This is a genomic window from Salinivibrio sp. EAGSL (genome assembly GCF_013366455.1).
Taxonomy (GTDB): Bacteria; Pseudomonadota; Gammaproteobacteria; order Enterobacterales; family Vibrionaceae; genus Salinivibrio; species Salinivibrio costicola.
In genome coordinates this window covers 54764-73025 of record NZ_JABWMG010000003.1, presented here as the reverse complement: position 1 = coordinate 73025, position 18262 = coordinate 54764, and the positions used below count along the sequence as shown (strand labels likewise).

Annotated in this window: 17 protein-coding genes; 11 read left to right on the top strand and 6 right to left on the bottom strand. The window is 48.1% G+C overall.

Annotated elements, in window-relative coordinates:
* Positions 1-100 precede the first annotated feature (100 nt).
* Positions 101-925, top strand: a complete 825-nt coding sequence (locus HLG76_RS02785; protein WP_175993021.1) for a DUF1853 family protein — start codon at positions 101-103, stop codon at positions 923-925.
* A gap of 55 nt (positions 926-980) precedes the next feature.
* On the opposite strand, the gene pgm is transcribed toward HLG76_RS02785, so the two are convergent.
* On the bottom strand, positions 981-2627 hold the full coding sequence (pgm, locus tag HLG76_RS02780; RefSeq protein WP_077575872.1) for a phosphoglucomutase (alpha-D-glucose-1,6-bisphosphate-dependent): 1647 nt from the start codon (positions 2625-2627) through the stop codon (positions 981-983).
* A 28-nt stretch (positions 2628-2655) separates the two neighbouring features.
* Positions 2656-3201: a replication initiation negative regulator SeqA gene (gene seqA, locus HLG76_RS02775; protein WP_021022465.1), complete on the bottom strand. Its 546-nt coding sequence runs from the start codon at positions 3199-3201 to the stop codon at positions 2656-2658.
* Positions 3202-3300: 99 nt separating this feature from the next.
* Between seqA and HLG76_RS14890 the strand changes: the two genes are divergently transcribed.
* From HLG76_RS14890 to fldA, 4 genes are all read left to right on the top strand, one after another.
* Complete coding sequence (locus HLG76_RS14890; RefSeq protein WP_368656335.1) at positions 3301-3759, top strand: alpha/beta fold hydrolase; 459 nt, start codon at positions 3301-3303, stop codon at positions 3757-3759.
* On the top strand, positions 3756-4073 hold the full coding sequence (locus tag HLG76_RS14885; protein WP_254877609.1) for a hypothetical protein: 318 nt from the start codon (positions 3756-3758) through the stop codon (positions 4071-4073). Before HLG76_RS14890 ends, HLG76_RS14885 begins: the two co-directional genes overlap by 4 nt.
* A gap of 60 nt (positions 4074-4133) precedes the next feature.
* Positions 4134-4355: a DUF2788 domain-containing protein gene (locus HLG76_RS02765; RefSeq protein ID WP_021022467.1), complete on the top strand. Its 222-nt coding sequence runs from the start codon at positions 4134-4136 to the stop codon at positions 4353-4355.
* A gap of 109 nt (positions 4356-4464) precedes the next feature.
* Positions 4465-4992: a flavodoxin FldA gene (fldA, locus tag HLG76_RS02760; protein WP_077460163.1), complete on the top strand. Its 528-nt coding sequence runs from the start codon at positions 4465-4467 to the stop codon at positions 4990-4992.
* A 59-nt stretch (positions 4993-5051) separates the two neighbouring features.
* Here fldA and HLG76_RS02755 read toward each other — a convergent pair whose 3' ends face one another.
* Positions 5052-5540, bottom strand: coding sequence for a DUF4442 domain-containing protein (locus HLG76_RS02755; protein ID WP_077460162.1), 489 nt, complete (start codon positions 5538-5540; stop codon positions 5052-5054).
* A 196-nt stretch (positions 5541-5736) separates the two neighbouring features.
* Here HLG76_RS02755 and fcrX point away from each other — a divergent pair, with 196 nt between their 5' ends.
* Positions 5737-6183 (top strand): ferric iron uptake transcriptional regulator FcrX, encoded by a 447-nt coding sequence (fcrX, locus tag HLG76_RS02750; RefSeq protein WP_021022470.1) that lies wholly within the window; start codon positions 5737-5739, stop codon positions 6181-6183.
* Positions 6184-6253: 70 nt separating this feature from the next.
* On the opposite strand, the gene glnS is transcribed toward fcrX, so the two are convergent.
* Entirely contained in the window at positions 6254-7921 is a 1668-nt protein-coding gene (glnS, locus tag HLG76_RS02745) for a glutamine--tRNA ligase (RefSeq protein WP_175993020.1), read from the bottom strand.
* 217 nt (positions 7922-8138) lie between these two features.
* Positions 8139-9641, bottom strand: coding sequence for an N-acetylglucosamine-specific PTS transporter subunit IIBC (gene nagE, locus HLG76_RS02740; protein WP_077460160.1), 1503 nt, complete (start codon positions 9639-9641; stop codon positions 8139-8141).
* Positions 9642-9959: 318 nt separating this feature from the next.
* On the opposite strand from nagE, the gene nagB reads away from it, so the two are divergent.
* The 5 genes from nagB to asnB all read left to right on the top strand — a co-directional run bounded on the left by nagB (position 9960) and on the right by asnB (position 16839).
* Positions 9960-10760: a glucosamine-6-phosphate deaminase gene (nagB, locus tag HLG76_RS02735; RefSeq protein WP_077460159.1), complete on the top strand. Its 801-nt coding sequence runs from the start codon at positions 9960-9962 to the stop codon at positions 10758-10760.
* Positions 10761-10771: 11 nt separating this feature from the next.
* Positions 10772-11908 (top strand): N-acetylglucosamine-6-phosphate deacetylase, encoded by a 1137-nt coding sequence (gene nagA, locus HLG76_RS02730; RefSeq protein ID WP_077676846.1) that lies wholly within the window; start codon positions 10772-10774, stop codon positions 11906-11908.
* A 7-nt stretch (positions 11909-11915) separates the two neighbouring features.
* On the top strand, positions 11916-13130 hold the full coding sequence (locus tag HLG76_RS02725; RefSeq protein ID WP_175993019.1) for an ROK family protein: 1215 nt from the start codon (positions 11916-11918) through the stop codon (positions 13128-13130).
* A gap of 172 nt (positions 13131-13302) precedes the next feature.
* Complete coding sequence (locus HLG76_RS02720; protein ID WP_175993018.1) at positions 13303-14883, top strand: cation:proton antiporter family protein; 1581 nt, start codon at positions 13303-13305, stop codon at positions 14881-14883.
* A 288-nt stretch (positions 14884-15171) separates the two neighbouring features.
* Complete coding sequence (asnB, locus tag HLG76_RS02715; RefSeq protein ID WP_175993017.1) at positions 15172-16839, top strand: asparagine synthase B; 1668 nt, start codon at positions 15172-15174, stop codon at positions 16837-16839.
* Positions 16840-16911: 72 nt separating this feature from the next.
* Here the strand turns inward: asnB and HLG76_RS02710 are convergent, their stop codons facing one another.
* Complete coding sequence (locus tag HLG76_RS02710) at positions 16912-18213, bottom strand: inosine/guanosine kinase (RefSeq protein ID WP_077460153.1); 1302 nt, start codon at positions 18211-18213, stop codon at positions 16912-16914.
* Positions 18214-18262: the final 49 nt, after the last annotated feature.

Here is an 18262-nt window from a genome sequence, read left to right as displayed (position 1 = left end):
TATCATTAGTTTTGTAGTATTACTACATTTTGCTGCTTTTTTATCCTAAAAGTGCGCTTTTGGCATTAACAAACGATTAACAAGGTAATTAAATTACATTATGGCTTATCTGCGGTCACACCACTCACCGGACGCGTTGTTTGCCAATAGGGAACAAATACAAGCGGATATAAAATGGATACAACGCCAATTTCCGTTGTTGTCTTCTGAGCAGTTTTCGCTTGTACCGCACGGACTTTTCTCGGCCGTCTCGGTATCGGCATCTAAACCGTACGCGGGCCCTAGGCGAATTGGCTTTTATTATCAATGGTTGCTCACTGAGTTAATCCATCATCATCCTCACTTGCGACTAGAAGCAGAGGAAATACAGGTTAATGAGGCTGGAAAAACACGAGGTGCCATTGATTTTTTGATTGAGTACCAAGGGCAGTTAGAACACTGGGAAGTCGCGGTAAAATTTTATCTTGCTCATCAGAATCGCTGGCTGGGTCCGAACGCCAAGGACGCACTCGATATTAAAGTTGCGCGCATGATTGACCATCAATTGGCTCTGTCGAGTCATCCAAGCTTTTGCCAACAGTTTCCTCATTGGCGTCCCACCCAAAAACGCTTAATGGTTCAAGGCCGGCTTTACCGTCATTACAGCCAGGATACTGACCTGCCCGACTGGCCTCCCGTTAATGCGGCAAGTGTCGGTGGTTGGTGGTGCTGGCCTGACGAACTGCCAACAGACAGAGAATTTGCCATGTTGGCCCGCGATCAATGGTTATCTCTGCCAGAGTTTGGTGAGTTATCCCCCATTGTCCCAGGCAGTCTCGGTAACATAGACCGCACGTGTCATTTGTTAGATAACACACAAACACCTTGGTTCGTGGTGCCGAACACTTGGCCTAATAACGCACCTTCGCCCGCCTCAAAAAAATAAAAAGCGCGCACTTAATCGTGCACGCTTTTTGCAAACGGAGAACGGAAACAGCGCGCTAGACGCCCTGTTGCTCAAACACGCGATCGACAATTTGTTGCGCTTCCTGTTCAATCAAGCGCAAGTGTTGCTCGCCTTTAAAGCTCTCACAGTAGATTTTATAAATGTCTTCGGTTCCTGATGGACGAGCCGCAAACCAACCATGATCCGTGACCACTTTGAGTCCGCCAATTGCCGCGCCGTTACCCGGGGCATGAGTCAATTTAGCAGTGATGACATCCCCTGCTAAGGTGTCAGCTGTCACCATTTCCGGACGCAGTTGGCTCAGCACCTGCTTTTGTTGCGCGTTGGCGACCGCTTGCAAACGGTTATAGGCAGGATCCCCATGTTTATCCGCCAGCTTTTGATAATAAGCCTGTGGTGTCAGCCCCGTCACCGCCAGGATTTCTGCCGCCAGTAAGCAAAGAATAATACCATCTTTATCGGTAGACCAAGGCTGACCATCAAAGGTTAAAAACGACGCCCCCGCACTCTCTTCACCGCCAAAGCCAAGCGTCCCCTCATGCAAACCAGGCACGAACCACTTGAAGCCGACCGGGACTTCAACCAGCGGGCGTGATAAGTCATTGACGACTTTATCGATGATGGCACTAGACACCAGTGTTTTACCGACACCTAACCCTGCAGGCCACTGCTGACGATGTCGGAATAAATAATCAATGCACACCGCCAAGTAATGATTAGGATTCATCAAACCGGCGGGGGTCACAATGCCGTGACGATCAAAGTCGGGATCATTACCAAAAGCCAAGTCATAATCGTCTTTATAAGCGAGCAACCCAGCCATCGCATAAGCAGACGAACAATCCATCCGGATAACGCCATCACTATCGCGCGGCATAAAGCCAAACGTCGGGTCGACATGATCGTTAATCAAGGTAATATCGAGTTGATACTGAGTCGCAATCTGTTGCCAATAGGCGATACCTGCACCACCTAAAGGGTCAACAGCCAGCTTTAATCCCGCTTTTTGAATGGCTTCAATATCAACCACCTGCGTCAGACCGACAACATAAGGGGTCACGAGATCTTTTTCAACGTAATAGTCGCTGGCCATCGCCGCATCAATATCGATGTGTTGAACACCCTCTAAATAGGTATCGATGTATCGATTGGCTCGGGATTCAATCGCCTTGGTGATTTCTCCCTCTGCCGGCCCGCCATGTGGTGGATTATATTTAATGCCGCCATCTTGCGGTGGATTATGTGAAGGGGTAATGACAATGCCATCCGCTTGTTCAGCATGATCACGATTATAAGCCAGAATTTGCTGGGAAATGCCCGGTGTTGGCGTATAGCCCTGATTTGCCTGTGCGATAATTTGCACCTGATTCGCCGCCAACACTTGTATGACCGCCCCAAACGCAGGCGCAGACAATGCATGTGTATCTTTACCGACAAACACTGGCCCTGTGATGCCACGGGCTTGGCGTTCATCACAGATTGCCTGCGCAATCGCTAAAATATGATCACGATTGAAGGTGGTGCTTAATGCGCTCCCGCGATGACCTGACGTACCAAAAGCAACTTGTTGTTCGGGTTGCCCTGGTCGAGGTTGAGCTTGGAAAAAACGCGTAACAAGCGCAGGAATATCACACAAGTCTGCTGCTTGTGCGCGTTGTCCTGCTTGGGGATGCACTGCCATATTTCTCTTCTCCCATGAGTGGCATAGATTAAATCGCGTTCACAACCTTCTCGGTCAAATCACTGGGGAACTGCATTTTTTCCATCAACTGCTCCACCATTTGGCGTTTACGACCAGTGTTGGTATTGGTGATGACCCAAAAAGGTGTATCTGGAATCTGTTTAGGTTTGGTTGTTTTGCCGCTTTCCAACAGTGTTTGTGGATTATCGGAAAAATACAGACGAGTACGTCCTTTTAACGCCATACCATCAGCAAAACCTTGCTGATCAACACGGTATAAAGTGGTTAGGACAAGCATAAAACGGCCTATGGCACGATCTTGTGCGGCAAACTCATCTGAGATCAAAAGCGTTCGCATCGCTTTGACACGATCAGTGGACACACTCCGTCCAGCATCTTTACTGACAACAATGCCACTAGAACGAGAGGACGTCGTCGGCGCAGCTTGACTGGGCTGCGGTGCCGCATCCGACAGTAATAGGCGACGTAAAATGTCTGATGCACTTTCGCCAATATGCTGGGTTTGGCTGGCAATATAACGGTATAGATCGTCGTCAACCTCAATCGTTTTCATTGTTTTTCATCGCGTCCTGTTTATCGTTTGACGGGGCGATTATACAGAGATAGATAGGTATACTCTACGTTAAAGCCAGTAATCTGAGAGAAAAGCAACGTGTTGTTAAATGGAAAATCTCGTGGTGAGGGGTCACCACTCGTATTAATCCACGGTTTATTTGGGGATCTGGATAATTTAGGTGGGCTAGCTAAAAGCCTTGCTCAGCATTTTTGTGTCTATCAGATTGATCTCCCCAACCATGGACAGTCCTATCATACTAAGAGTATGGATTATCAAAGCCAGTCAGATGCTGTGGTTGCTTGGATGAACGCGCAACGTCTTGAGACGGTCACGCTGGTGGGCCATTCGATGGGCGGCAAAGTCGCTATGGCCATCGCCCAGCGTTTTCCCGAGCGCGTCTCGCAGCTGGTTGTGATGGACATTGCCCCCGTCGACTATCAAGTTAGCCGACATGACAATGTCTTTAACGCACTACGCGAGACCCAAACAGTTACCTTAGAAAATCGCCAGCAAGCGCAATCGATCATGAATCGATCGATCGAAACCCAGGTGTGACCCAATTTTTATTGAAATCACTCTATAAAACCGATCACGGTCACTACGACTGGCGCTTTAATATTGATAATCTTTATCACGGTTATCGTGACATCATGGGGTGGACAGCCTTTGGACCGTATTCAGGCCCAACATTATTTGTTAAAGGACAGAACTCTGAATACATCCAGTCTGAGCATCGCGATACCATTGTCGCGCAGTTCCCCCATTCAAAAGCGCACATGGTGGCAGGCACAGGGCATTGGCTACATGCAGAAAAGCCAGCCGTGGTCGCAAGTGTCATCGAACGCTTTTTAATGCCGGGCGAGCGTTAACAGTTAAGCAACCCTTGTGGTATATTGCGCCGCAGAAGTCGGTGCTCAATGGAGGCACGCATGCTTTACGAGCACTTTCAATTGCTCGAAAAAATTGGTCTAGATCTCGTCTTCGCCGCGATTTTCTTTTTTATCGGCATGGCAATTAAAGACGTGTTACGTGAGGGCAACGTACCAGTATTCGGTCGACGAATCGTCTGGTTTGTGCTCACGCTAGGCTGTGTCGGCTTTATCGTAAAAGGGGTTATTCAATTGGTTTGGGAAGGCGTCGGTATCGGCTAACCCAACGGAGAATAATCGCCTATGCATATGGGTGTGAAAAAGCACGGCTTTTTCTTAAATTCGAGTTAGTTGCAAACAGCAACCCACTGACAAAAACGGGTATTTTTATATGGCGAGTGTAGGTCTCTTCTTTGGTAGTGACACAGGCAACACTGAAGCAATTGCGAAAAGCATTCAAAAGCAGCTGGGCAAGCAAATGGTCCACGTGCAAGACATCGCGAAAAGCAGCAAAGAAGATATTGATAACTTCGATCTGCTGCTGATCGGGATCCCAACTTGGTATTATGGTGAAGCGCAGTGTGATTGGGATGATTTCTTTCCCGAGCTAGAGCAAATCGACTTTTCCACCAAACTCGTTGCCATTTTCGGCTGTGGTGACCAAGAAGATTACGCAGAGTACTTCTGTGATGCAATGGGCACAGTGCGTGATATTATTGAAGCCAAGGGCGCGACCATCATTGGTCACTGGCCAACGGAAGGATACGAGTTTGAAGCCTCGCAAGCCCTTGTGGATGATAGCCACTTTGTCGGCTTATGCGTTGATGAAGATCGCCAACCAGAGTTGACCGACGAACGTGTGAGCAAATGGGTTAAGCAAATTCACGAAGAAATGTGTTTAGCCGAACTCGAAGACTAAAACACACTGATTCGAGAGACGTAAAAACGCCAAGGCGAGCTTAGCCTTGGCGTTTTTTATTACGCAGCTTCTTTGGGCGAGATATCACGGTATTGCCGTTTCTTTCTCACATACAGCGTGCGCTTGACTTCTGCAACCACCTCGCCATGTGCATCTTTCACATGTACCACAAATTCGGGTAACACCTTGTCACCCCGCCCTGCCTTGTGCTGAATATCAGTTAATACCGCTTCGCTGATCACAAAATCTGCATATAAATCGGTGGTCCCAGGCTTGATAAAATTGATATCAGCTTGCTTGTCCCACACATGGTACTGTGGCCCTAAAATACCCATTAACATCAATGCGTAAACAGGATCAGTTAAGGAGAAGATACTGCCGCCATATTGAGTACGATTGGCATTTTTGTTCCACCAACGTAACTTCAATCGCATATTGACACGTTTAAAGTCAGGGCTGATGTTTTCAATACGAATACCGGCACCCCAAAACGGTGGCCAGCTATTAAGTGCCCACTTCACCACTCGTGGCTTATAGAAACGATTCATGGTCTATTGACTTCCTTATCTGGTCCAACCAGGCAATATTCACATCTTGTAAACATTGATGCAACCACAGATGAACAATTTTCGTACGCAGAAAGCATGGCTGATGTAGCGAGAGCAGTGCAATTTTGATAGTCTTATAGAATATTTCCTTGCTAATCCAACTGTCTTCACAGAGACAGAAAACAGGTAGATACACATGTCAGACAATAACCAGGCGTTGAAGCAAGCTGGGCTGAAAGTCACGCTCCCACGACTCAAGATCCTAGAAGTGCTGCAACAGCCAGATTGCCAGCACATCAGTGCCGAAGACCTGTATAAGAAGTTAATTGATCTAGGCGAAGAAATTGGCCTAGCGACGGTCTACCGCGTATTAAACCAATTTGATGATGCGGGCATTGTAACGCGTCACCATTTTGAAGGCGGTAAATCGGTCTTTGAACTCGCGACACAGCATCATCACGATCACTTAGTTTGCCTTGATTGCGGTAAAGTCATTGAGTTTTCTGACGACTTAATTGAAGAGCGTCAGAAAGAGATTGCCGCCCGCTTTAATGTGAAATTAACCAACCATAGCCTGTATCTGTATGGCCATTGTCAGGAGGGCGACTGCAAAGCCGATCCTTCCATTCACAACGCAGATTAATCGATGCTCACCGACTAGCGGTGTGACATAACAACAAAAAAGCCGGCGTGATAAACACGCCGGCTTTTTATTACTTCCCTTCTATTTTCGCCCAAGTATCCCTTAGGCTCACTGTTCGGTTAAAAACAAGTGCATCGGGTTGGCTATCTTTGTTATCGACACAGAAATAGCCCGTCCGCTCGAACTGATAACCCTTTTCAGCCGGCGCATTCTGCATACTTGGCTCGACATAGCCTTGCTGTACTTGCAGTGATTCTGGATTAATCGTCTCGGCAAAGTTATCTGCACTTGCTGGGTTAGGTACCGTAAAGAGGCGATCATACAAACGAAACTCAGCAGGTAACGCCTTATCGGCAGATACCCAATGAATAACGCCTTTGACTTTACGACCATCGGCTGGGTCTTTCCCTAACGTATCGGGATCGTAGCGACAATACACCGTGGTAATATTGCCGTCTTCGTCCTTGTCACAGCGCTCTGCTTTCACCACATAGGCATTACGCAAACGCACTTCTTTGTCTAACACCAGACGCTTATATTTTTTGTTTGCTGATTCGCGGAAGTCTTCGCGCTCAATCCAGATTTCACTCGAGAAGGGTACCTGGCGGGTTCCCATTTCGGGTTGGTTCGGATGATTCGGCGCGTCAAGCCACTCAACACCGTCTGTTTTGTTTTCAATCACCAGTTTAATGGGATCAAGAACAGCCATTGCGCGCGGTGCGTTGTCGTTCAAGTCGTCACGGACACAAGACTCCAAAGAGCTCATTTCAATGGTGTTGTCTTGCTTAGTGACACCAATACGCTGACAAAACTCACGAATCGACGCCGGTGTATAGCCGCGACGACGTAAGCCAGAGATAGTCAGCATACGTGGGTCATCCCAACCATTAACGAGTTGTTCTTCCACCAATTGATTGAGTTTACGTTTCGACATCACCGTGTATTCGAGATTCAGACGGCTAAATTCATACTGATGAGGCGTACAATCAATGGTGATGTTTTCCAGTACCCAATCATACAATCGACGGTTGTCTTGAAACTCTAACGTACAAAGTGAGTGAGTAATGCCCTCAAGCGCATCAGAAATGCAGTGGGTGAAGTCATACATTGGGTAAATGCACCACTTATCCCCAGTTTGGTGATGATGGACAAAACGAACGCGATAAAGCACAGGATCACGCATCACCATAAACGGCGATGCCATGTCTATTTTGGCTCGTAGACAGGCTTTTCCTTCTTCGAAATCCCCCGCGCGCATTTTTTCAAACAGTGCGAGGTTTTCTTCAACAGTACGCTCACGGTAAGGGCTATGTTTGCCCGGCGCCGTCAGGGTACCGCGATACTCGCGGATCTCATCGGGCGTGAGCTCTTCAACATACGCCAATCCTTTTTTAATCAACTCGATGGCATAGCCATAAAGCTTATCAAAGTAGTTTGAGGAGTAACGCACCTCTCCCGCCCAATCAAAGCCTAGCCACTGCACATCACGCTTGATTGACGCGACATACTCAACGTTTTCTTTCTCTGGGTTGGTATCGTCAAAACGCAGGTTACATTCACCCTGATAGTCTTGCGCAATCCCAAAATTCAAACAAATTGATTTAGCATGGCCAATGTGCAAATACCCATTCGGCTCCGGTGGGAAACGTGTCACGATCGCTGTGTGTTTCCCTTCCGCCAAATCTTTATCAATGATTTGGCGAATAAAGTTAGTGGGACGAGCTTCAGCATCACTCATCAAGGTTACCTCGTATCAAAAATGCGAATTTTAAAGCTACATAAACGTTATGATCGCCTATTCCGCCCTCTGACTCAACCCGTTGTTGTGATTGTCTTTGCTACGCCCTCTTAATTGTTACTTTTTTAGACGAAACCAACATGCTCCGTGGATAAAAAAAAACGCCCAGCAACCCGCTGAGCGTTTTCATCGTCATTATTCATCATTCAAACTAAGTTTAAGGCAACGACACCTTGGAGAGATCTTCATCTTCAGGGATCTGCTTGAGCTCCCCGGCAATAATCTCTGCCAATGGACCGAGGATAACCTGCAAGTTATTTTCGCCGAGTTTAACCACGCCCATCGCACCAATCGCTTTCAGCTTCGCTTCATCAACAATATCACGGTCAGCAACTGACAGACGCAAACGCGTAATACAGGCATCAATCGAAGTCAGGTTTTGATGGCCGCCTAATGCTTTCAAGTATTGACGCGCAAGTTCACGGTTATCACTCTTGCCATTGTTGTTGGCAGGCGCACTTTCAACCGCGTCATCTTCTCGACCTGGCGTTTTCAAGTTCATTGCCATGATAGCCGCTCGGAAGGTGGCATAGTAGAGCACAAAGAACACCAGCCCCATGACAGGAAGCATATACCACTCGTTGGCGACGGGGTTTTTCGAAGACAACACCAAGTCAACAAGGCCTGCCGAGAAACCAAAGCCTGCCGTCCAGTTGAACGTTGCAGCAATGAACAACGAAATACCGGTCAAGAACGCATGCAAGACAAACAGCACTGGCGCGACGAACAGGAAGGCAAACTCAAGCGGTTCAGTCACCCCGGTAAAGAAAGACGCAAAGCCTGCAGCAATCATGATCGATGCCACACGTGCTTTATTCTCTGGGCGAGCGGTGTGATACATAGCCAACGCTGCACCCGGTAGGCCAAACATCATCACGGGGAAGAAACCGGCCATATACATGCCTGTAGTGCCTTTAATCGCCTCACCAGATTCTAGGCCTTGCGCACCGAGCCAGAAACGACCCAAGTCATTAATCCCGACGGTATCGAACCAGAATACCGCATTCAGCGCATGATGCAGCCCGACTGGAATAAGTAGGCGGTTAAAGAAGCCGTAAATACCAGCACCGGCGGCGCCTAAGTTGGTAATGCTTTCACCGAAGTGAACCAGGCCACCAAACACCACAGGCCAGACAAACATCAGTACAAACGAAATGGCGATAGCCACCACAGATACCAGGATAGGTACCAAGCGTTTACCACTAAAGAAGGCCAACGCTTTTGGCAGCTCAACGCCGCTATAGCGATTATAAAGCTCAGCCGACACCACACCAATCAAGATACCGATAAACTGGTTATTGATTTTGCTAAACGCTAACTCATTGTTACCCAGAGAAATATCGATTAAACCAATTTGGCTAACCGCGCCTGGGGCACATAACGTGGTGATCACCATAAAGCCAACAAAGCCCGCCAGTGCCGCCGCACCGTCTTTATCTTTTGACATCCCATATGCCACACCAATGGCAAATAAGACGGACATGTTATCAATGATCGCCGCGCCTGACTTAATCATAAAAGCAGCAAGGGCATTATTTGCGCCCCAACCGGTTGGATCCAGCCAGTAACCGACCCCCATTAAGATCGCAGCTGCAGGTAGTACCGCTACCGGCACCATCAGCGCACGACCTATACGTTGTGCATAACCAAGAATATTCACCGTCGTTCCCCCTGTGTATTTTTCTGTGTTCAGCAATTGTGCGTCTATGCGCCTTTGCTGGAACCACCACTTGAGCATTCACTCAAGGACTTTTTATTAAATCACTTCTTTTGTAAAGCAATGTTACTCACTCGCAGTTTATGTCAATAAATTCGCTTCGCAAATTAAACCCGTGCTATTTGTGAGAGTCATCACCGAATAACCCCAAAACAGAAGAAAATTGTTAGTCTGATCATAAAACTTATTTTATGATGAAAATAAATGCACATATCCGTTATGCTAGAGCCTAGATTCCGGAACCGATTACCGAGGTGACTCATGCGACTCATTCCTTTACAAACCAGCCAGCAAGTTGGTCTTTGGTCGGCGCGTTACATCGTCGATACCATTAACCAGTTTGCCCCGACCGCAGACCACCCTTTTGTGTTAGGTTTGCCGACCGGTGGCACCCCACTGAATACCTACAACCAATTGATTAAACTTCATAAAAAAGGCGAAATCAGCTTTGAACATGTGGTGACATTCAATATGGACGAATACTGTGGTATCCCGGCCAATCATCCGCAGGCCTATCGTACCTTTATGTATGAAAACTTCTTTAACCACATTGATATTCAGGAAAAAAACATCAACCTGCTTGATGGAAATGCGACCGATATCGAGGCGGAATGCCAACGCTATGAAGAAAAAATCAAAGCCTACGGCAAAATTCATCTCTTTATGGGCGGTGTGGGTAACGATGGCCACATTGCATTTAATGAACCGGCCTCTTCGCTAGCATCACGAACTCGGATCAAAACCTTGACCGAAGACACGCGTGTGGCAAACTCTCGCTTCTTTGATAATGATATCAATCAAGTGCCAAAACACGCGCTCACCATCGGTGTTGGTACGCTACTCGATGCCGAAGAAGTCATGATTCTGGTTACTGGTGCCAATAAAGCGCAAGCGCTCGAAGCGGCGGTAGAAGGGTCCGTCAATCATCTTTGGACCGTCTCGGCACTGCAGCTTCATCCCAAGGCCATGATTGTGTGCGACTCGCCCTCAACCGCAGAGCTAAAAGTCAAAACGGTGAAGTACTTTCAAGAGCTTGAAGCCCAAAATATCCATCATTTATAAGGAATTTAAGCATGTATGCCCTAACCCACTGCCGGATTTTTACTGGCCATGAGGTACTTGATGATCATGCCATCGTCATTCGGGAAGGCCTGATTGCAGACGTATGCCCACAACATGCGCTTTCCACTGATATTGAAACACGCAGTCTAGAAGGTGCGATGGTTAGCCCTGGTTTTATTGATCTGCAGCTGAATGGCTGTGGCGGCGTGATGTTTAATGATGACATTACGTCCGATACCATCGATACCATGCACCAAGCGAATCTTAAATCAGGTTGCACTAATTTCCTGCCTACCCTGATCACCAGCTCTGATGCCGATATGAAAGCCGCTGTCGCGGCAATGCGGGACCATAAAGCCAAGCACCCGCATCAAGCAGTTGGGTTGCATTTAGAAGGACCTTATTTAAATACTCAAAAAAAAGGAATTCATAGCGCTGATTATATTCGCCCAAGTAGCGATGACATGATTGCCTACTTATGCGATAACGCAGACGTCATTACAAAAGTTACTGTCGCGCCCGAGCTCACCCCCCGCGCCCATATCCAGGCGCTGACAAAGGCAGGGATCATTGTCTCGGCAGGACATACCAATGCGACCTACGCTGAAGCAAGAGAGGGCTTCGCCAATGGTATCGGCTTTGCTACGCACCTGTTTAATGCCATGACATCGATCACAGGGCGCGAGCCTGGGATGGTCGGTGCGATTTATGATACTCCCGATGTTTATACCGGCGTGATTGCTGATGGCTTTCATGTGTCATATGCCAATATTCGACTCGCGCACCAAGTAAAAAGGGATAAATTAGTGTTGGTTACCGATGCAGTCGCACCAGCAGGAGCCGACATGGATCACTTTATTTTTGTAGGTAAGAAAGTATATTACCGCGACGGTAAGTGTGTTGATGAAAATGGTACACTTGGCGGCTCAGCATTGACGATGGACCGAGCGGTGCATAACAGTGTTGAGCATGTAGGGATCGCCTTGGATGAAGCCTTGCGGATGGCGACGCTCTATCCTGCTCGCGCAATGGGCATTGATCAGCACTATGGCAGTATTCGTCCCGGAAAAGTCGCGAATCTTGCCATTTTTGACCGTTCAATCAACATTCAAGCAACGATCGTAAACGGGCACTATTTACACAGCTAGGACACCTATGACTGGCGGAAAAATTGGGAATGTCGATCTCGTAAAGCAACTGAACGGCGCAGCCGTTTATCGACTCATTGATCAACAAGGGCCTATTTCACGCATACAAATTGCTGATGTGAGTCGACTGGCTCCTGCAAGTGTGACAAAAATAACCCGCCAACTCTTGGAAAGAGGCCTGATCAAAGAAGTGGCGCAACAGGCCTCAACCGGTGGACGTCGCGCCATTTCACTGACCACCGAGTGCGCCCCTTTTCATACGCTTGCCGTGCGATTGGGACGTCATTTTATTGAGCTATCTTTGTATGACTTAAGCGGTGCCTCACTGGCTGAGCACGGTGAAACCTTTCATTACCAAGATCAAGATCAGTTGGTCAAAGGCTTAATCGATATCGTGAGCCAATTTATTGATACTCACCAACATGTCATTCGAGAGCTCATTGCCATTTCGGTTGTGATGCCAGGTTTGGTCGACCCAGATTCTGGTGTGGTCGAGTACATGCCCAATATTAATATTCAGCAACTCGCGCTCGCCGATACACTGCGCGATGAGTTTGGCGTGCAAGCCTTTGTTGGCAACGATATTCGAGGACAAGCACTCGCTGAGCACTACTTTGGCGCCAGTCAAGACTACTACGATTCAATGCTGGTCAGTGTGCATCACGGAACCGGGGCAGGGATTATCGTCAATGGCCAGATTTTTCTCGGTCACAACCGGAATGTGGGTGAACTCGGCCATGTTCAAATCGATCCTCTCGGTAAAAAATGCCAATGTGGTAACTTTGGCTGCCTGGAAACCGTCGCATCAAACGAGGCCATCATCGAGCATGCGCAGCAATTATTGGCTCAAGGGCACCCCAGCAGCCTAACGCACGATCAAACGTTAACCATCGAGGCCATTTGCCAAGCCGCCGAGCAAGGCGATGAGCTAGCTCGTCAAGTCTTAGTAAAAGTCGGTAATCATTTGGGTAAAGCGATCGCGATGACGGTCAACCTGTTTAACCCACAGCTGGTCGTCATTGCGGGTAAGATCACCGCCGCCAAAAGTGTGGTATTCCCCGCCATTGAGCGCTGTGTGGAAAACCAGTCACTGCCAAGCTTCCACCAAAAACTGGCGATCGTTAGCGCGGATTTACAAACTCAGCCAACCATGGCGGCGTTTGCTTTAGTCAAGCGTGCGATGCTAAACGGTGAACTCCTTCAACAGTTACTCGAAGAATAATGCTATCGGGCTTGCACCTCTGTAAGCCCGTTTTTCTCCCCTTTTCACATTTATCCCTCATCGGCCAAGTTAGCGACTATTTTACATTCACAGACTGACGACAAAACGTGTACATTATAGCCACGTGACAGACAAGACGTTGTCTCATTCAACTCTGGAATAAGTATAAAATATGGAACTGGTTTTTATCTCAACCGCTTTTGTTAGTGGCTACATATTAATGCGCTGCCACCTTCCCCCCTTAGTTGGCTTTCTGCTCGCCGGTTTTGCTCTCCATGCAATGGGGTATCAATCCACCCCCGTGATCACCCAGCTGGCTGAACTAGGGGTCACCCTTCTCCTTTTTACAATTGGGTTGAAGCTCGATGTCAAAACGCTGTTTGCCAAAGAAATTTGGTTTGGAGCCACCGCGCACAATGTGCTGACAACCGGCTTTTTTACCTTAGCGCTAATGGGCCTGAAAGCCATGAGCCTTCCCATGCTATCAAGCATGAGCCTGTCAGAGATGTTGCTACTCGGTTTTGCGTTATCTTTTTCTAGCACCGTCTTTGCGATTAAAGCCTTACAAGATAAAGGCGAATTCAACGCGACGTATGGCACCTTGGCGATTGGCATGCTAATCATGCAAGACATCTTCGCGGTGATCTTTTTGACAGCCACCTCAGGAAAAACACCTGATTTGACCGCATTATTGTTATTCGCTTTGCCTCTGCTCAAGCCCGTACTCAGCAAGCTACTCGATAAGGCAGGCCATGGGGAAATGCTGGTGCTCTACGCTATTTTCCTTGCACTGGTTGCTGGCGCCGGGCTATTTGGCGCAGTCGGGATTAAGCCTGATTTGGGCGCACTCATCTTGGGAATGTTACTCGCCAGTCATCCCCGCGCATCAGAAATGGCTAAATCTCTATTTAATATTAAAGAGTTATTCTTAATCTGCTTTTTCCTCAATATTGGCTTATCCGAGCAACCTACTTGGCAAAGTTTTAGTTTTGCGTTGATTTTAATGTTGCTGCTGCCGATAAAAGGCATTTTGTATTATTGGGTCGTTAGTGGTTTTCGCTATCGTGTGCGCACCGCGCTGTTTACCACCCTTACCTTGTTCAACTTCAGTGAATTTGGTCTCATTGTCGGTGGACTGGCGTACCAAACCGGATTAATGCCTGGGCCGATTCTTGTCTCTATTGCGATCGCGGTCTCGCTCAGCTTTATCTTCTCTGCGCCGCTAAATACCTTTAGTAACGCGTTGTATACATGGGCCTCGCGCTGGTTACCCGAGCGTGCTCCAGATAAACTTCACAGCAGTGAACAACCCATTAATCTCGGTGACGCCAGCATATTGGTATTGGGGATGGGGCGTATCGGCACGGGCGCTTACGATGAATTGGCAACCACTCACCAGCAGCCCATCGTGGGGATTGATACCCGAGAGGAATCCGTCGCTCACCACCAGCAAGAAGGACGGCAGGTGATCCTGGGTGATGCCACCGATCCCGACTTTTGGTCCCGAGCGGTCTCAAATGGCAACGTATCACTGATTTTACTTGCGATGCCCAATAGCCAAGCCAATACACTGGCACTGGAACAAATCCGACAAACGCCCTTTAAGGGCAAAGTGGCCGCGATTGCTAAGTACCAAGATGAGTTGGAGCAACTTAAGGCTCTGGGTGTAGACGAAGCCTTTAATATCTACCAAGAAGCAGGCAGTGGCTTTGCCCGCCATGTGCGAGAGCGCTTTTCGTCATCGGCTGACTAGCGCCGTTTTATCGCGGTTTCTCTCTTATGACGCACAAGACGCTGACGCTTCTTGTGCGTTTTTGTATGTTATCTGTGCTATTTTTAGTTTTTATTCGCTATTTATCATTATTTTTAAATAATATTCATCAAGGGCACGATTTAGATAACGAATTTGTTTTACCTGCTTGTGCATTTCCTCTCCCCAAGGCACAGTGTCTCTACATTGTGGCCACCACGTTGGCACCATATGACTGCCACAGCACATGGCTGCCACAGCACATCAATCAACACTATGGAGAGGAAAATTATGTGTTCAATCTTTGGAGCGCTCGACATTAAAACCGATCCGCAACAATTGCGTGACGTTGCGCTCAAAATGTCAAAAACCATGCGCCATCGAGGGCCTGACTGGTCGGGGATCTATTCATCAGATAAAGCTATTTTGGTCCATGAGCGCCTTGCGATTGTCGATCTTAACAGTGGTGCGCAGCCACTTTATAACCCACAACAAACCCAAGCGTTGGCAGTGAACGGTGAGATCTACAATCACAAAGAGCTTCGTGCCGAATTCGCGGCGGATTATCCGTTCCAAACAGACTCAGATTGCGAAATTATTTTGGCGTTATACCAAGAAAAAGGCGCTGAGCTGCTGGATTACTTAAACGGTATTTTTGCCTTTATTTTGTACGATGAAGAGCAAGATGCCTACTTGATTGGCCGCGATCATATTGGCATTATTCCGCTGTATCACGGCCATGATGAGCACGGTAACTATTATGTAGCGTCAGAAATGAAAGCACTGACACCGGTATGTAAAACCATCAGCGAATTCCCTCCTGGTCACTTTTTATGGAGTAAGCAGGGTGAGCCTGTCCGCTACTATAAGCGCGATTGGATGGACTATGATGCCGTCAAAGACAACCGCACCGATAAAGCCGCGCTCAAAGAGGCGTTAGAAAGTGCCGTACACCGTCAGCTCATGACCGATGTGCCGTATGGCGTATTACTCTCTGGCGGGCTCGATTCTTCCGTGATCTCTGCGATCACCAAACAGTTTGCGGCGAACCGCGTTGAAGATGATGACCAAAGCCAGGCTTGGTGGCCGCGTTTGCACTCATTTGCGATTGGCCTTGAGGGCGCGCCTGACTTAAAAGCAGCCAAAGAGGTTGCCGATCATCTAGGGACTGTTCATCACGAATTCACTTACAGCATTCAAGAAGGGCTAGACGCCATTCGCGATGTGATTTATCACATTGAAACCTATGATGTGACGACTATTCGCGCCTCTACACCTATGTATTTGATGTCACGCAAAATTCGCGCGATGGGGATCAAAATGGTGCTCTCCGGTGAAGGCGCCGATGAAGTCTTTGGCGGATATTTGTATTTCCACAAAGCGCCCAACGCACAAGAATTCCACGAGGAAACCGTGCGTAAACTGCTCGCGCTAAACATGTTCGATTGTGCCCGCGCCAACAAATCGATGGCCGCCTGGGGGGTGGAAGCCCGTGTGCCTTTCCTCGATAAAGCATTTTTGGAAGTGGCGATGCAAATCAAACCGGACGATAAAATGTGCGGTAACGGTAAAATGGAAAAACACATCATTCGTGAGTGCTTTGGCGATTTACTGCCCGAATCAGTGGCATGGCGACAAAAAGAGCAGTTTAGCGATGGGGTTGGCTATGGCTGGATTGATACCTTAAAAACCATTGCCGACGAAAAGGTCAGCGACCAGCAGTTAGCCACCGCTGAATTTCGCTTTCCATACAACACGCCGACCACCAAAGAAGCGTATATGTATCGTGAGATCTTCGCAGAGCTTTTCCCGCTCGACGATGCGGCGAAATGCGTTCCAGGCGGCCCATCAATTGCTTGCTCAAGTGCCAAAGCCATTGAGTGGGATGAATCTTTCAAAAACCAAGCCGATCCCTCTGGCCGCGCCGTACGCACTGTCCATGAAAAGGCGTATCAATAACAACACCCTTATCCTCGCAATAAAAAACCGCCAAATTGGCGGTTTTTTTATTCGCATTCAAAGCCTCTCGCCTTAGCGTTCCCAGTAGGCTTCTTCCAGGCTATCTTCACGTTCTGGCAACCCGCGAGAAAGACGTGGTGAGTGCTGCGCCAATACCTCATAGCTCACACGGTTGGCGTATTTACACACCTGAGAGAAAGACGAGTAGGTCAAAAATGGATACTGGTGTTTACGCGAGTTAGGCACATTGTCACGGTGGTAACGGTTGGCTGACATATCATGCAGCAACGCAGAGAGGGCACCGTCACCCGCGCCATTGGTATTTTTAATCCGTTCCGGTCCCCCCATATAAGGGGCAATATGCGAATACACTTTTATTGGGTTTTCGCAATCAGCTTTGATCATTGGACGGCTGAACTCATACATATTGAACTCAGGAATCGCACCAGGTAGCAGCGGTAGTGACGTTTCACGTTTGGCTTTGTCTTCACTGTAGCCGGCCATGTATAGGCCAATCGGGCCTGCGGTGCAAAGCACCATGTCCACCCATTGTAGCGTCGCGTCAGCCGCCAACAGCGGATCACTTTCTCCGGTCAACGCCTCGCCTTCATCTTCGTTCATGGCAACCACACTGACGTGTTCAGCGAGAAAATCGCGCCACCACTGTGGATTTTGTTCAATCACATATTTGGTGCCCAATGTCATGACTACCGGCACATTATGCTTTTTGGCATATTTGATCGCACGCATGGTCGCATCTGGCATCGGATCGCCTTCTTTACAACGGACCAAATACGCAGTCAGTACCAACGCCGAGGCGTTTTCAAAGATATGCTCAGGAATCGAATCAGGATGGAGTTGGTTCATCAAGCCTTCGTTGATGGCAAACGTGCGCTCACCGCAATCGCCAATCAGCGCATAGCAACGACCAATCGGGCCTTGAACCGGTTGCAGGTAGTTCAGATCCATTCGGCTGGAGGTGTTACACAAATACCGATAAGAATAACTACCAATACGAATATCCTGGCTCATTACCCCTAGCAAGATCGACTGATCGTCGGCCAATGCGGAATAATTGTGTAAGGTATTGCCAATGGTGCCGCCGGCAAACTCATGCGTCACCAAGTTGTTATCTTTTAGCTCTTGATACAAGGCTTCGGCACGCTCATCATCAATCACCAATGAGTGGCCCTTGCTTAAACCATAACGTTCCAGAAACTCATCACCTACTTTCGCTTCTATATCGACCAAGGTTTGATCAATGCCGATGACATGAGGGCGCTTAAAGCCGCGGTCCGTGGCAGGATTGAGCAAAGGATCCCGGGCATGAACCGGAAAGTAGTGTTTAGACTTACGTTGTCCTGGAAATTTCATGGTTCGTGTAACTTGGCTAATGGAAGGAAGGCGCGAATTCTATCACAGA